Here is a 14,266-nt window from a genome sequence, read left to right as displayed (position 1 = left end):
TTCCTTAAGGCAGCAAGCTCTTCACGTTGATCGGCTCGGCTTCGTTTTGTGCGGCGCCTTTTGGCTTACCGGCAACGGCCATACCTGCAACACGATAGAAGTTGTAATCAGGGTTTTTACCGGTACCTGCGATCAAAAGATCTTCTTTCTCGTACACCAGGTCCTGACGTTTGAACTCGGCCATCTCGAAATCCGGGGTGAGCTGGATCGCGGTGGTCGGGCAAGCTTCCTCGCAGAGGCCGCAGAAAATGCAGCGCGAGAAGTTGATGCGGAAGAAGTCCGGGTACCAGCGACCGTCTTCGGTTTCAGCTTTTTGCAGGGAGATGCAACCCACCGGGCACGCCACGGCGCACAGGTTGCAGGCTACGCAACGCTCTTCGCCGTCGGGGTCGCGGGTCAGTACGATGCGGCCGCGATAGCGCGGCGGCAGGTACACCGCTTCTTCGGGGTATTGCAGGGTGTCGCGTTTGCGAAAGCCGTGACCGAACACCATCACCAGGCTTCGCAACTGGGTACCGGTACCCTTAACGATGTCGCCAATATATTTGAACATGGGTCAAATCCTCACTGAACCGCGGCAGCTGGCGTGTTCAACAACACGACGGCAGCCGTCACCAGCAAATTGATCAGGGTCAGCGGCAGGCAGAATCTCCAGCTGAAATCCATCACCTGGTCATAACGCGGGCGCGGAATCGAGGCGCGCAGCAGGATGAACAGCATGATGAAGAACGCGGTCTTCAGGAAGAACCAGAAGAAGGCCAACTGCGGCAGGATGCCAAACGGACCGTGCCAGCCGCCGAAGAACAGCGTGACCAGCAGGGCCGAGATCAAGATGATGCCGATGTACTCACCGACGAAGAACATGCCCCACTTCATGCCGGCATATTCAATGTGGTAACCGTCGGCCAGTTCCTGTTCCGCTTCCGGCTGGTCGAACGGGTGACGGTGAGTCACGGCCACGCCAGCGATGAAGAAGGTGCAGAAGCCGAAGAACTGCGGAATGATGAACCACAGGTTCTGCGCCTGGTACTCGACGATGTCGCGCATGTTGAACGAGCCAACCTGCACCACGATGCCCATCAGTGCCAACCCCATGAACACTTCATAGGATACGGTTTGCGCCGAGGCACGCAAGCTGCCCAGCAGGGCGAACTTGTTGTTGCTCGACCAACCGGCGAACAGCACCGCGTATACCGACAAACCGGCCATGGCGAAGAAGAACAGCAAACCGATGTTCAGGTCCGCCACGCCCCAGGTCGGGGTGATCGGGATGATCGCAAAAGCAATCAGCAAGGCGCTCATGGCGACCACCGGTGCCAGGGTGAAGATCACCTTGTCGGCAAACGGCGGGGTCCAGTCTTCCTTGAAGAACATTTTCAGCATGTCGGCAGCGATCTGGAACATGCCGAACGGGCCAACACGGTTCGGACCGTAACGGTCCTGCCACCAGCCCAGCAGGCGACGTTCGACGAAGCTGAGCAGGGCGCCCGCGACGACCACGGCCAACAGGATCACGATGGCCTTGACCACCGAGATGATCACGTCAATTACTTCCGGCGTGAACCAAGTCATTGCGCTGCCTCCTGCAGACCGTCAACGGTTTTGCCGAAAATGGCAGGCGGAATACCGGCGATGCCTTTAGGCAGTGCAACCAGGCCGGCACCCAGCTCGTCATTGATACGCAGCGGCAGACGCAGGGTCTGGCCGGCCACGTTGAGGCTGAGCAGGGCACCGTCGTTGACGCCCAGGCGGTCGGCTTCGGACTTGGCCACGGACACATAGGCGGCAGGAATGCGCTCTTGAACCGGCGCGGCCTTGGAAGAAGTTTCTTCGCTGCCGAACAGGTGGAAGAACGGCACGACCTGCCAGGTACCCGGCGCCGGATTGAACGGACGCGGTACCGCAGCGAACCAGTTCAGCGAGTCACCGCTGGTTTCGATCAGGCGGGTGCCCGGGTCGCCAGCGCGGATGTGACCACCGACTTCGTCCTGGAACTTGTTCCAGGCCTGCGGCGAGTTCCAGCCCGGCGACCAGGCAAATGGCACCTGCTGACGGGGTTCGGCCGAACCCGAATAACCTTCCATGGAGAAGGCAAACGCGGTGTCGTTGTCTTGCGGGGTACGCGGTTCATGCACGCTGATGTCGGCGCGCATGGCGGTACGACCGGAGTAACGCAGCGGCTCACGTGCCAGTTTCAGGCCCTTGATGCGGAACGCGGCAGACGGCGCGGCATCGACAATACGAGCAAGCTGCGGCGCGCTGGCGGCGGTGGCAGCCGTCACGTGGTCGAGCTGGGTCCAGTCGATCGGCTGGTTCAGCAGGGTGGCGCGCAGGGCATGCAGCCAGCGCCAGCCTTCGTGCACCAGGATGCTGGCGTCCATGTACTTCGGATCGAACACCTGGAAGAAGCGCTGGGCGCGGCCTTCCTGGCTGACCAGGGTACCGTCGCCTTCGGCGAAGGTGGCGGCTGGCAGCACCAGGTCGGCACGCTCGCTGGTCGCGGTCTTCTGGTGGTCGGCGACGATCAGCACTTTGGCAGCATCCAGTGCAGCGTCAACCTTGGCGGCAGCGGTGCGGGTGTACAGGTCGTTTTCCAGCACCACGATGGCGTCGGCGTTGCCGTCGATAACCGCTTGCAGCGCCGCGTCCACGGACTCGCCACCGAGCATGGCCAGGCCCAGGCTGTTGGCTTCCGGCACCACCAGGCTGATGGAACCATTCTTGTCGCGCAGCTTCAGGGCCTTGGCGATGTTGGCGGCGGCTTCGATCAGCGCTTTGGAACCCAACGAGGTACCGGCAATGATCAGCGGGCGCTTGGCCGCCAGCAGGGCGTCGGCAATGCGCTGAGCCAACTCGGCAGCTTCAGCGTCCAGGCCTTCAACGGCGGGTGCGCTGGCGTCGAGGGCGTGGGCCACGGCGAAACCGAGGCGCGCCAGGTCGTCCGGCGCGGCGTGTACGCATTCTTCAGCGATGTCGTCGAGCTTGGTTTCAGCCAGGGAAGCGATAAACAGCGGGTTCAGCGCGTGCTGGCCGATGTTCTTCACGGCGGCGTCGAGCCAAGGCTGTACGCGCATGGCGTCGGCCATTTCTTCGGCCTTGCCTTTCACCGATTGACGCAGCGACAGCGCGATGCGTGCAGCGGTCTGGGTCAGGTCTTCACCAAGTACGAAGATCGCATCGTGGTCTTCGATGTCGCGCATGTTCGGTACCGGCAGCGGGCTGTCGTTCAGCACTTGCAGGACCAGGCGGATGCGCTCCAGCTCGTCGGCTTCGATACCGCAGTAGAAGTGTTCGGCACCTACCAGCTCGCGCAACGCGAAGTTGCTTTCGAGGCTGGCGCGTGGCGAACCGATACCCACGATATTGCGCCCGCGCAACAGGTCGGCAGCCTTATCCAGCGCTGCGTCCAGGCTCAGCTTGGCGCCATCGGCCAGCAGGGGCTGGCGTGGGCGGTCTTCGCGGTTGACGTAGCCGTAGCCGAAACGGCCACGGTCGCACAGGAAGTACTGGTTGACCGAACCGTTGAAGCGGTTTTCGATACGACGCAGCTCACCGTAGCGCTCGCCCGGGGAGATGTTGCAACCGCTGGAGCAGCCATGGCAGATGCTCGGCGCAAATTGCATGTCCCACTTACGGTTGTAGCGCTCGGAGTGGGTCTTGTCGGTGAACACACCGGTCGGGCAGACCTCGGTGAGGTTGCCGGAGAACTCGCTCTCCAGCACGCCGTCTTCAACGCGACCGAAGTACACGTTGTCGTGGGCGCCGAACACGCCGAGGTCGGTGCCGCCGGCGTAGTCCTTATAGAAGCGCACGCAGCGGTAGCAGGCGATGCAGCGGTTCATTTCGTGGGAAATGAACGGGCCGAGGTCCTGGTTCTGGTGGGTACGCTTGGTGAAGCGATAACGGCGCTCGTTGTGGCCGGTCATCACCGTCATGTCTTGCAGGTGGCAGTGACCGCCTTCCTCACAGACCGGGCAGTCGTGGGGGTGGTTGGTCATCAGCCATTCGACAACGCTGGCGCGAAACGCCTTGGATTCTTCATCGTCGATGGAGATCCAGGTGTTGTCGGTGGCTGGGGTCATGCAGGACATGACGATACGACCACGGGTGTCGTTCTCGTCGGTGTATTGCTTGACCGCACACTGGCGACAGGCACCGACGCTACCAAGCGCGGGGTGCCAGCAGAAATACGGGATGTCGAGGCCGAGTGACAGACACGCCTGTAACAGGTTGTCCGCCCCATCGACTTCGAGCGCTTTGCCGTCTACGTGGATAGTGGCCATGGTTCAAAGTTCTTCGTTGGCCCGTTGTCAGCGGGCGTGGCTAATGGAATCTTGTTATTCATGTGCATCTACACAGCCTTTACGGCGTCAGCACATGAGCAGGCGAAGGGCACGGACCCTTCGCCTGTTTAAGCGTTACGCGCCGACTACGATCGGCTTCGCCAGAGGCGGGACGGCGGCGCTGGTGGGCGCGATGCCGGCTTCGAACTCCGAGCGGAAGTATTTGATTGCGCTGCCCAATGGCTCCACGGCGCCCGGTGCGTGAGCACAGAAAGTCTTGCCTGGGCCGAGGAAACCGACCAGACCCAGCAGGGTTTCGATGTCGCCCTCGCGGCCTTCGCCATTTTCCAGGGCCATCAGCAGCTTGACGCTCCAAGGCAGGCCGTCGCGGCATGGGGTGCAGAAGCCGCAGGATTCGCGGGCAAAAAACTGCTCCATGTTGCGCAGCAACGAGACCATGTTCACGGTGTTGTCGACCGCCATCGCCAGGCCGGTACCCATCCGGGTGCCCACCTTGCCGATACCGCCGGCATACATTTGTGCATCCAGGTGCTCGGGCAGCAGGAAACCGGTGCCGGCGCCGCCTGGCTGCCAGGCTTTCAAGGTGTAGCCGTCGCGCATACCGCCGGCGTAGTCCTCGAACAGCTCGCGTGCGGTCACGCCGAATGGCAGTTCCCACAGGCCAGGGTTCTTGACCTTGCCGGAGAAGCCCATGAGCTTGGTGCCCATGTCTTCGCTGCCTTCGCGGGCCAGGGATTTGTACCAGTCCACGCCGTCGGCGATGATCGCCGGCACGTTGCACAGGGTCTCGACGTTGTTCACACACGTCGGCTTGCCCCACACGCCCACGGCGGCGGGGAAGGGCGGCTTGGAACGCGGGTTGGCGCGGCGGCCTTCGAGGGAGTTGATCAGTGCGGTCTCTTCACCGCAGATATAACGCCCGGCGCCGGTGTGCACGAACAGTTCGAAGTCAAAACCGGAACCGAGGATATTCTTGCCCAACAGGCCAGCGGCCTTGGCTTCTGCCACTGCACGGTTGAGGTGCTTGGCGGCGGTGGTGTACTCGCCACGCAGGAAGATATAGCCACGGTAGGTCTTGAGCGCACGGGCACTGATCAACATGCCTTCGATCAGCAGATGGGGCAGTTGCTCCATCAGCATGCGGTCTTTCCAGGTGTTGGGCTCCATTTCATCCGCGTTGCACAGCAGGTAGCGGATGTTGATGGATTCGTCCTTGGGCATCAGGCCCCACTTCACGCCAGTGGGGAAGCCTGCGCCGCCGCGGCCCTTGAGACCGGCGTCTTTCACGGTCTGGACGATATCGTCCTGGGCCATGTCGGCGAAAGCTTTGCGCGCAGCGGCGTAGCCGTTCTTGGCCTGGTATTCGTCGAGCCATACCGGCTCGCCGTCGTCACGCAAGCGCCAGGTCAGCGGGTGGGTCTCGGCCGAACGCTTGATCAGGTTGGCCGGGCCGAAAGAGGTCAGGGTCATGGGTAGCCCTCGAGCAATTGGGTCACGCCAGCAGGCTGTACGTCACCGAATGTGTCGTCGTCGATCATCAACGCCGGCGCCTTGTCGCAGTTGCCCAGGCAGCACACCGGCAGCAGCGTGAAGCGGCCGTCGGCGGTGGTCTGGCCGAGGCCGATGCCCAGCTTGGCCTGGATTTCGCTGACCACGGACTCATGGCCACCGATGTAGCAGACCATGCTGTCGCACACACGAATGATGTGGCGGCCCACCGGTTGGCGGAAGATCTGGCTGTAGAACGTCGCCACGCCTTCAACGTCGCTGGCGGGGATGCCGAGGATCTCGCCGATGGCGTAGAGGGCGCCGTCGGGCACCCAGCCACGTTCCTTCTGGACGATCTTCAGGGCTTCGATCGACGCCGCGCGCGGGTCTTCGTAGTGATGCAGCTCGTGCTCGATGGCCGAGCGCTCGGTTTCACTCAAGGTGAAACGGTCTGTCTGGATAAGCGTGCTGTTCATGCTTAGCGGTCCACGTCGGCCATAACGAAATCGATACTACCCAGGTACGCAATCAAGTCCGCGACCATCTCGCCTTTGATCACCGAAGGGATCTGCTGCAAGTGGGCAAAACTTGGGGTACGAATCCGGGTGCGGTAGCTCATGGTGCCGCCATCGCTCGTCAGGTAATAACTGTTGATACCCTTGGTCGCTTCGATCATCTGGAAGGATTCGTTGGCCGGCATCACCGGGCCCCACGAAACCTGCAGGAAGTGCGTGATCAGGGTTTCGATGTGCTGCAGCGTGCGCTCTTTGGGCGGCGGCGTGGTCAGCGGGTGATCCGCCTTGTACGGGCCGGCCGGCATGTTGCGCATGCACTGCTCGATGATCTTCAGGCTCTGGCGCATTTCTTCGACGCGCACGATGCAACGGTCGTAGGCATCGCCATTGGCCGCCAGCGGTACTTCGAACTCGAAGTTCTCGTAGCCGGAGTACGGGCGTGCTTTACGCAGGTCGAAGTCGCAACCGGTGGAACGCAGGCCGGCACCAGTGACGCCCCATTCCAGGGCCTCTTTAGTGTTGTACTGCGCGACGCCGATGGTGCGGCCCTTGAGGATGCTGTTGTCCAGCGCGGCTTTCTGGTACTCGTCCAGGCGCTTGGGCATCCAGTCGATGAATTCCTTGACCAGGCGTTCCCAGCCGTTCGGCAGGTCGTGGGCCACGCCGCCGATGCGGTACCAGGCCGGGTGCAGACGGAAACCGGTGATGGCTTCGATGACCTTGTAGGCACGCTGACGGTCGGTGAAGGTGAAGAACACCGGCGTCATGGCGCCGACGTCCTGGATATAGGTACCCAGGAACAGCAGGTGGCTGGTGATGCGGAAGAACTCGGCCATCATGATGCGGATGGTGTCGACGCGGTCCGGTACCTTGATACCGGCCAGCTTCTCGACCGAGAGCACGTACGGCAGGTTGTTCATCACGCCGCCGAGGTAGTCGATACGGTCGGTGTACGGGATGAAGCTGTGCCAGGACTGACGCTCGGCCATCTTCTCGGCGCCACGGTGGTGGTAGCCGATGTCCGGGACGCAGTCGACGATTTCTTCGCCGTCCAGTTGCAGGATGATACGGAAGGCACCGTGGGCCGAAGGGTGGTTCGGGCCCAGGTTGAGGAACATGTAGTCCTCGTTGGTGCCGGAGCGCTTCATGCCCCAGTCTTCGGGGCGGAAGCGCGCCGCCTCTTCTTCAAGCTGTTGCTTGGCGAGGTTGAGGCTGTACGGGTCGAATTCGGTGGCGCGGGCAGGGAAGTCCTTGCGCAGCGGGTGACCTTCCCAGGTCGGCGGCATCATGATGCGCGTCAGGTGCGGGTGGCCAGGGAAGTCGATGCCGAACATGTCCCAGACTTCACGCTCGTACCAGCTGGCGTTCGGCCAGATACCGGTCACGGTCGGGATGCTCAGGTCGCTCTCGCTCAGGGCGACCTTGATCATCACGTCGCTGTTACGTTCCAGCGACATCAGGTGGTAGAACACGGTGAAATCGGCGCCGCTCGGCAGGCCCTGGCGCTTGGTGCGCAGACGCTCGTCCACGCCATGCAGGTCATAGAGCATGACGTACGGCTTGGGCAGGTTGCGCAGGAAGGTCAGGACTTCGACGAGCCTGGCACGCGCCACCCACAGCACCGGCATACCGGTGCGTGTGGCCTGGGCGGTGAAGGCGTCAGGGCCGAAACGGTTATTGAGTTCGACAACCACATCCTGGTCGTCTGCCTTATAAGGCGGGATGTACAGAGCACTGCCTGTAGTCATGGTTTTTTATCGCTTTCGGTCAACGTAAAGAATGAAGCCAGGTTTTCGTTCTATAAAAGAAGCGGGCTGGATCAGACTTCGTCGGGGCTGCGCAGGTTGGTGACTGCGATTCGCTGTTCGCGGCGCTGTTCCTTTTGAGACGGCATCTCGGCGCGATAAACGCCTTGATCACCGACCACCCAGGACAGTGGGCGACGCTCCTTGCCAATCGATTCCTGCAACAGCATCAAGCCTTGCAGGAACGCTTCGGGACGGGGCGGGCAGCCAGGCACGTAGACGTCCACGGGCAGGAACTTGTCCACCCCTTGAACGACCGAGTAGATGTCGTACATGCCACCGGAGTTGGCGCACGAACCCATGGAGATAACCCACTTTGGTTCGAGCATTTGCTCATAGAGGCGCTGGATGATCGGCGCCATCTTGATGAAGCAGGTACCGGCGATAACCATGAAATCCGCCTGGCGCGGCGAGGCCCGGATCACTTCGGCGCCAAAGCGCGCGATGTCGTGGGGCGCCGTGAAGGCGGTGGTCATTTCCACGTAGCAGCACGAAAGACCGAAGTTGTACGGCCACAGGGAGTTTTTACGCCCCCAGTTGACCGCGCCACTCAGCACGTCTTCCAGCTTGCCCATGTAGATGTTTTTGTGGACTTGGTCTTCTAACGGGTCGGAGACGGTTTCCCGTTCGCCGATGGGGTACTGCTCGTTAGGAGCATCCGGGTCGATCCTGGTGAGATTGTATTGCATTGCCAAAGCCTCATTGTTTCAGCTTCGCTTGCCGCTTGCGACGAGCTTCCGGAGCCCAGTCAAGGGCGCCCACTCGGAACAGGTAGACAAGACCTGCCAACAGAATTGCTATGAAAACGAGAGCTTCGACGAATCCGGTCCAGCCGCTTTCGCGGACGGACACAGACCATGCAAAGAGAAAGAGGGCTTCGATATCGAAGATCACGAAGAGCATCGCGACCAGATAGAATTTGGCTGAGAGCCGCAAGCGGGCGCCACCTGTAGGTAGCATGCCGGATTCGAACGGTTCGTTTTTGCTGCGGCCCCAGGCTTTTGACCCGAGGAGGCTGGAGACGCCAAGCATGAAGGCGCAGAGGCCTACAACACCGAGAAGGAAAATGGCAAAGCCCCAGTTGTGGGCCATGAGTCCTGTCGCGTCGGTCATGCTGGAAATCCTTAACAGAGAGCAAAGGTCTCTGAGCTCGAAAAAGTAACGATGCAGTGACGATATGTCGCACTGCAATCAATCGCGGTGATTTTATGGCTAAACACCGGGCAAGTAAAATTCCCAGGGCGAAATTATTCGGTGGAATAAGCACATAGTGCACCTTCTTGGGGCTGTAGCCCTTGTGGCGTGGGCATTAGCGGGCTTTTCATCAATTATGTTTTGTTTAAGCGGTAACGAAGTTTTCAGGCGCTAAATGATAATGAATATTGTTTGCGTGGGGTGTAAGCGAGTGTTTCTCATGTGGCGCGGGAAGTTACCGTTACTTGCTTGAGTGTCGCTTAGTTGTCGCAACGGTTCTTTTAACCGATCGGATGTGCGCGGATACCGCTCTGGATCAATGTTTTTAGCAAAAAACTATGGATAGGGGGCGGTCAATGTAGGAGCTGGCTTGCCTGCGATGGCGGCTGATCAGCTGAAACACCTGCCTCTGACCCACCGCCATCGCAGGCAAGCCAGCTCCCACCCTTGATTTTCGGTGATTCCTAGGCAAAAAAAACGCCCCGAACCAGTCGGGGCGTGATTGTTGCGCGGCACTGCGGTTAGGTCTTCCGTGGGGCCGCCGTGGCCGTGTACGCGGTACTTAGTGGAACTGCTCTTCTTCGGTCGAACCGGTCAGCGCGGTCACGGACGAGGTGCCGCCCTGGATCACGGTGGTCATGTCGTCGAAGTAGCCGGTGCCCACTTCCTGCTGGTGCGCCACGAAGGTGTAGCCTTTGGCGGCGTCTGCGAATTCCTGCTCCTGCAGCTTCACGTAGGCGGTCATGTCGTTGCGGGCGTAGTCGTGCGCCAGGTTGAACATGCTGTGCCACATGTTGTGGATACCGGCCAGGGTGATGAACTGGTGCTTGTAGCCCATGGCCGACAGCTCACGCTGGAACTTGGCGATGGTCGCGTCGTCCAGGTTCTTCTTCCAGTTGAAGGAAGGCGAGCAGTTGTAGGACAGCAGTTGGTCCGGGTATTCCTTCTTGATCGCTTCGGCAAAGCGGCGTGCTTCGTCCAGGTCTGGCTTGGCGGTTTCGCACCAGATCAGATCGGCGTACGGCGCGTAGGCCAGGCCACGGGCGATTGCCTGGTCGAGGCCGGCGCGCACTTTATAGAAGCCTTCCTGGGTGCGCTCGCCGGTAACGAATGGTTGGTCGTACGGGTCGCAGTCCGAGGTCAGCAAGTCTGCCGCGTTGGCGTCGGTACGGGCCAGGATGATGGTCGGTGTACCGGCAACGTCAGCGGCCAGGCGAGCGGCGGTCAGCTTCTGTACAGCTTCCTGGGTCGGTACCAGTACCTTGCCACCCATGTGGCCGCATTTTTTCACCGAAGCCAGCTGGTCTTCGAAGTGCACGCCGGCAGCGCCTGCCTCGATCATGCTCTTCATCAGCTCGTAGGCATTGAGTACGCCACCGAAACCGGCTTCGGCGTCTGCCACGATTGGCGCGAAGTAGTCGATGTAGCCTTTATCGCCTGGGTTCTTGCCGGCTTTCCACTGGATCTGGTCGGCACGACGGAACGAGTTGTTGATGCGCTTGACCACGGTTGGCACCGAGTCCACCGGGTACAGCGATTGGTCGGGGTACATGGATTCAGCGGAGTTGTTGTCCGCTGCCACTTGCCAACCGGACAGGTAGATCGCCTGGATACCGGCTTTTACCTGCTGGACTGCCTGGCCGCCAGTGAGGGCGCCCATGCAGTTGACGAAATCTTTGTCGGGACGGAAAGAAGGCTTGGCACCCTGAGTGACCAGGTTCCACAGCTTCTCGGCGCCGAGTTTTGCGAAGGTGTGCTCAGGTTGGACCGAGCCACGCAGGCGGACGACGTCAGCAGCGGAATAAGCGCGGGTCACGCCTTTCCAGCGTGGGTTTTCAGCCCAGTCTTTTTCAAGGGCTGCAATTTGCTGTTCGCGTGTCAGTGCCATGGGGAAAAACCTCGTCGCGTCTTGTTTGAAGTATCCGTTTGCCAGCCCGGCATTCGTTGCCTGGGTAGGATTGCTCGCTGACCAGAAGCTTTGGTGTTCAAGTCAAATCTGACGGAGGTAGGCGACGGGATGAACGATGGGGCTCAAGGGGGAGTTGAGCAGGTAAGGGCAAACTGCGAACGGTCTTCGGGCGTCGTGGGCCTTTGTACGATCCATCAGTGTGTAGCCGGGTTACCTGGTTAGCTTCCGTCCCTCGGGACAACTTCGTTCCAGTCGCAACCAACGTCAAACACACCTTGTGGGCGGTACAGACACGAATCGGCTCAGGTGGGTAGCTTAGAGCGGCGATCCGAAGGCCCTTGCCAGGGCCCCTGATTAGCGGGAGCGAGGCCATCATGCCCATGCTTTTTTGGCTCGTCAAATGTTTTGTAGTGCTTTTTTTCCGGCACTACATCTTTAGTCTAATGCGACTTGCCAGTCAGTTTTCGGTGCTTCAGTTCAGGGTGTCGACCTTGACCCGTAAAGTCAGGTCATCGCGGCCCTGAGTAGAGTAGCTGCGGGTTCTAGAGGACTTGTCCGCCTGGGTTTCACGATTGATGCCGGCCAGGGGAATCCATTCGCCCAGGCGGCCGCTGACAGTTGTGTCGGTGCTTTGCACGTTCACTACATCGGGACGTTCCTGGCTCATGCGGTCACGGTTGGTACTGATGGCCAGGTGTACGGTCTCGCCGGTGACGCTGGCGGTCACGTAAAAGCCCTGGGTGACGTTGCGATACTGGGTCTGGTTTTGCAGACGGCCGTAGCTGTCCTGTTGCGTGGTGGTCAGCGGTACGCTCTGGCCGACCTGGATCAGCGCAGGCACGCCTTCGCTGGCCTGGATCTGCTGCACGCCACCGTCGCGGCTGGCAGTGCCGTAGCTGATGATGCGGGTCTGGCTGTCACCGCTGTTCTGTTGGTTGTTCTCGTTGGTATCGACGGTGATCAGCAGGCGTTTGGCCGGTGTATCCAATTGGCCGAGCAGTGCGCGCAAGCCCTCGATCCTGGCGGGCTCAGCGTTAACGATAAGCTGGTTGCCGTAGGCGCTGACGGTGCCGTCCTTGCCAATGAAGTTCTGCGCCACGGGCAGCAGGTCGGCGCTGGTGCGGTTGTTCAGATTGACAACTTCAGTGGCGGCCATGGCGCAAGCGCTGACGGTCATCACGAGGGCGGTGAGCAGGGTGCGTAGGGACATGTCCGTTATCTCTGCGAGTCATTTGCTTGATAGTGCCAGTTTGTCGGCCTGGCAGGGCGCAAGTTGAATCGTAGACGGCAAAATGCCCTGGGAGGCAGGGCATTTGTGGTGTTGCTGAAATCGCTATCGCAGGCAAGCCAGCTCCCACACTTGACCGAGTACAACCTTTGGAATGCGGTCAGTGTGGGAGCTGGCTTGCCTGCGATGCAGGCGACGCGGACTCGGGTCAGTCCCCGCGCACCATATCCACATGCGGAATCCCGACCTCAAGAAACTCATCGCTGACGATCTTGAAACCCAGCCGTTCATAAAACGGCGCCGCATACACCTGCGCACTCAGGAATTGCCGGGTCTGGCCGCGTTTCACCGCCTCGCCGATCACCGCTTCCATCAGCTTGTCGCCGACTTTCAGCCCACGCCAGTCCTTGAGCACTGATACCCGACCGATCTCGCCGCTGGGCAGCAATCGAGCGGTGCCAATCGGGAAATCACCTTCGTATGCAAGAAAATGCATGGCGCCGGCATCGTCCGCGTCCCACTCCAATTCAGGCGGGACCGATTGTTCAGCGATGAATACCGCTTCACGAATGCGCCGAATCTCGTCGATATCCTTTCGCCAGTCCGCGACACTTACGTGAATTCTATTCATCCGCGAACCCCAGGCTGCCTTGCTTGACCAGTTCGCACAGCAGGTCGCGACCGTCTTCGTCGGCCAGCCACTCGCCCAGGTTTTCGCTGTGCAGTGCATCGGCCGAGCACACCAGCTTCAACAGTTCACGCAGTTTGCCCGGCAGGTAACGGCTCTGGCCGCTGGCGAACAGCAGTACATCGTCGTCGACTTCGGACCAGGCCAGGCGTGCGCTCGGGTTGCGTACCAGGATCGCGCCGTCTTGCAGGCTGTTGATGAAATCTTCTTCGCCCAACTCTTCGCCGGCCACCAGTTCCGGGTAGCGTGGCTCGGTCATGAACTGGCCGAACCAGGTCAGCAGCATGCGCTCATCGCTCATGTGCTCGGCGAGCAAGCCCTTGAGGCGGTCCAGTGCGTCGCCCTGGATCTGGTGCGGGTCGCTGACCGGCTGGGCGTCTGCGTCGGTGTAGCGCTCTTCGTCGGTCAGGTACTGGCTGAGGAAGTCGGTGAAGTGGGTCAGCACTTCAGCGGCGCTCGGTGCACGGAAACCCACGGAATAGGTCATGCAGTCGTCTTCAGCAATACCGAAATGGGCCAGGCGCGGCGGCAGGTAGAGCATGTCGCCCGGTTCCAGCACCCATTCGGCGCTTTCTTCGAATTCGGCGAGGATGCGCAGGTCGGCGTGTTGCAGCAACGGGCTTTCGGAATTGCACATCTGGCCGATCTTCCAGTTGCGCTTGCCCTGGGCTTGCAGCAGGAACACATCGTAGTTATCGAAATGCGGACCGACGCTGCCACCCGGCGCGGCGAAGCTGATCATCACATCATCGATACGCCAGCTCGGCAGGAAGCGGAAGTGCTCCAGCAGCTCAGCCACTTCCGGAACGAACTGGTCGACTGCCTGCACCAGCAGGGTCCATTCGCGCTCGGGCAGGGTGCTGAAAGCGTCTTCGGCGAACGGGCCGCGACGCAGTTCCCACGGGCGCTCGCCGTGTTCGATCACCAGGCGCGACTCGACTTCTTCTTCCAGGGCCAGGCCTGCCAGTTCGTCGGCGTCGATCGGGCTTTCGAAGTCAGGGATGGCCTGGCGGATCAGCAGCGGTTTTTTCTGCCAGTAGTCGCGCAGGAATTCCCGTGCCGTGATGCCGCCCAGAAGTTGAAGAGGGATATCAGGATTCATGTGTAACCTATTGAAAAAAAGCACTTTTAAGAC

At 60.6% G+C, this 14,266-nt stretch carries 12 protein-coding genes; all 12 read right to left on the bottom strand.

Annotation, left to right across the window (positions count from 1 at the left end):
- Positions 1–4 precede the first annotated feature (4 nt).
- The 12 genes from nuoI to BMH52_RS16535 all read right to left on the bottom strand — a co-directional run bounded on the left by nuoI (position 5) and on the right by BMH52_RS16535 (position 14,233).
- On the bottom strand, positions 5–553 hold the full coding sequence (gene nuoI, locus BMH52_RS16590; RefSeq protein ID WP_014718911.1) for an NADH-quinone oxidoreductase subunit NuoI: 549 nt from the start codon (positions 551–553) through the stop codon (positions 5–7).
- An 11-nt stretch (positions 554–564) separates the two neighbouring features.
- Positions 565–1,572: an NADH-quinone oxidoreductase subunit NuoH gene (gene nuoH / locus BMH52_RS16585; protein WP_003174724.1), complete on the bottom strand. Its 1,008-nt coding sequence runs from the start codon at positions 1,570–1,572 to the stop codon at positions 565–567.
- Entirely contained in the window at positions 1,569–4,283 is a 2,715-nt protein-coding gene (nuoG, locus tag BMH52_RS16580) for an NADH-quinone oxidoreductase subunit NuoG (RefSeq protein ID WP_073844366.1), read from the bottom strand. Before nuoG ends, nuoH begins: the two co-directional genes overlap by 4 nt.
- A gap of 135 nt (positions 4,284–4,418) precedes the next feature.
- Positions 4,419–5,774, bottom strand: a complete 1,356-nt coding sequence (gene nuoF / locus BMH52_RS16575; RefSeq protein ID WP_005789119.1) for an NADH-quinone oxidoreductase subunit NuoF — start codon at positions 5,772–5,774, stop codon at positions 4,419–4,421.
- Complete coding sequence (gene nuoE, locus BMH52_RS16570) at positions 5,771–6,268, bottom strand: NADH-quinone oxidoreductase subunit NuoE (RefSeq protein WP_003232080.1); 498 nt, start codon at positions 6,266–6,268, stop codon at positions 5,771–5,773. Before nuoE ends, nuoF begins: the two co-directional genes overlap by 4 nt.
- Positions 6,269–6,270: 2 nt before the next feature.
- Positions 6,271–8,055, bottom strand: coding sequence for an NADH-quinone oxidoreductase subunit C/D (gene nuoC / locus BMH52_RS16565; protein ID WP_005789116.1), 1,785 nt, complete (start codon positions 8,053–8,055; stop codon positions 6,271–6,273).
- A gap of 71 nt (positions 8,056–8,126) precedes the next feature.
- Positions 8,127–8,801 (bottom strand): NADH-quinone oxidoreductase subunit B family protein, encoded by a 675-nt coding sequence (locus BMH52_RS16560; protein WP_003174719.1) that lies wholly within the window; start codon positions 8,799–8,801, stop codon positions 8,127–8,129.
- A 10-nt stretch (positions 8,802–8,811) separates the two neighbouring features.
- The gene (locus BMH52_RS16555) at positions 8,812–9,225 is read right to left on the bottom strand and encodes an NADH-quinone oxidoreductase subunit A (RefSeq protein ID WP_003192109.1); all 414 of its coding nucleotides are present in this window, start codon (positions 9,223–9,225) and stop codon (positions 8,812–8,814) included.
- Between the two features lie 643 nt (positions 9,226–9,868).
- Complete coding sequence (gene aceA, locus BMH52_RS16550) at positions 9,869–11,194, bottom strand: isocitrate lyase (RefSeq protein WP_032896668.1); 1,326 nt, start codon at positions 11,192–11,194, stop codon at positions 9,869–9,871.
- A gap of 493 nt (positions 11,195–11,687) precedes the next feature.
- Entirely contained in the window at positions 11,688–12,425 is a 738-nt protein-coding gene (locus BMH52_RS16545) for a secretin N-terminal domain-containing protein (RefSeq protein ID WP_072433928.1), read from the bottom strand.
- A gap of 226 nt (positions 12,426–12,651) precedes the next feature.
- Positions 12,652–13,074, bottom strand: coding sequence for a GNAT family N-acetyltransferase (locus BMH52_RS16540; protein ID WP_014718908.1), 423 nt, complete (start codon positions 13,072–13,074; stop codon positions 12,652–12,654).
- Positions 13,067–14,233: a cupin domain-containing protein gene (locus tag BMH52_RS16535; protein WP_014718907.1), complete on the bottom strand. Its 1,167-nt coding sequence runs from the start codon at positions 14,231–14,233 to the stop codon at positions 13,067–13,069. Before BMH52_RS16535 ends, BMH52_RS16540 begins: the two co-directional genes overlap by 8 nt.
- Positions 14,234–14,266: the final 33 nt, after the last annotated feature.

The organism is Pseudomonas sp. BTN1 (genome assembly GCF_001907715.1).
Classification (GTDB): Bacteria; Pseudomonadota; Gammaproteobacteria; order Pseudomonadales; family Pseudomonadaceae; genus Aquipseudomonas; species Aquipseudomonas paracarnis.
Note: the sequence above shows the minus strand (reverse complement) of the source record. Positions and strands in the feature narration are given on the sequence as shown.

What these genes read in the sequence shown, in the direction of transcription:
- nuoI (WP_014718911.1), bottom strand. Translation starts at nt 553, where the DNA reads ATGTTCAAATATATTGGCGACATCGTTAAGGGTACCGGTACCCAGTTG.
- nuoH (WP_003174724.1), bottom strand. Translation starts at nt 1,572, where the DNA reads ATGACTTGGTTCACGCCGGAAGTAATTGACGTGATCATCTCGGTGGTC.
- nuoG (WP_073844366.1), bottom strand. Translation starts at nt 4,283, where the DNA reads ATGGCCACTATCCACGTAGACGGCAAAGCGCTCGAAGTCGATGGGGCG.
- nuoF (WP_005789119.1), bottom strand. Translation starts at nt 5,774, where the DNA reads ATGACCCTGACCTCTTTCGGCCCGGCCAACCTGATCAAGCGTTCGGCC.
- nuoE (WP_003232080.1), bottom strand. Translation starts at nt 6,268, where the DNA reads ATGAACAGCACGCTTATCCAGACAGACCGTTTCACCTTGAGTGAAACC.
- nuoC (WP_005789116.1), bottom strand. Translation starts at nt 8,055, where the DNA reads ATGACTACAGGCAGTGCTCTGTACATCCCGCCTTATAAGGCAGACGAC.
- BMH52_RS16560 (WP_003174719.1), bottom strand. Translation starts at nt 8,801, where the DNA reads ATGCAATACAATCTCACCAGGATCGACCCGGATGCTCCTAACGAGCAG.
- BMH52_RS16555 (WP_003192109.1), bottom strand. Translation starts at nt 9,225, where the DNA reads ATGACCGACGCGACAGGACTCATGGCCCACAACTGGGGCTTTGCCATT.
- aceA (WP_032896668.1), bottom strand. Translation starts at nt 11,194, where the DNA reads ATGGCACTGACACGCGAACAGCAAATTGCAGCCCTTGAAAAAGACTGG.
- BMH52_RS16545 (WP_072433928.1), bottom strand. Translation starts at nt 12,425, where the DNA reads ATGTCCCTACGCACCCTGCTCACCGCCCTCGTGATGACCGTCAGCGCT.
- BMH52_RS16540 (WP_014718908.1), bottom strand. Translation starts at nt 13,074, where the DNA reads ATGAATAGAATTCACGTAAGTGTCGCGGACTGGCGAAAGGATATCGAC.
- BMH52_RS16535 (WP_014718907.1), bottom strand. Translation starts at nt 14,233, where the DNA reads ATGAATCCTGATATCCCTCTTCAACTTCTGGGCGGCATCACGGCACGG.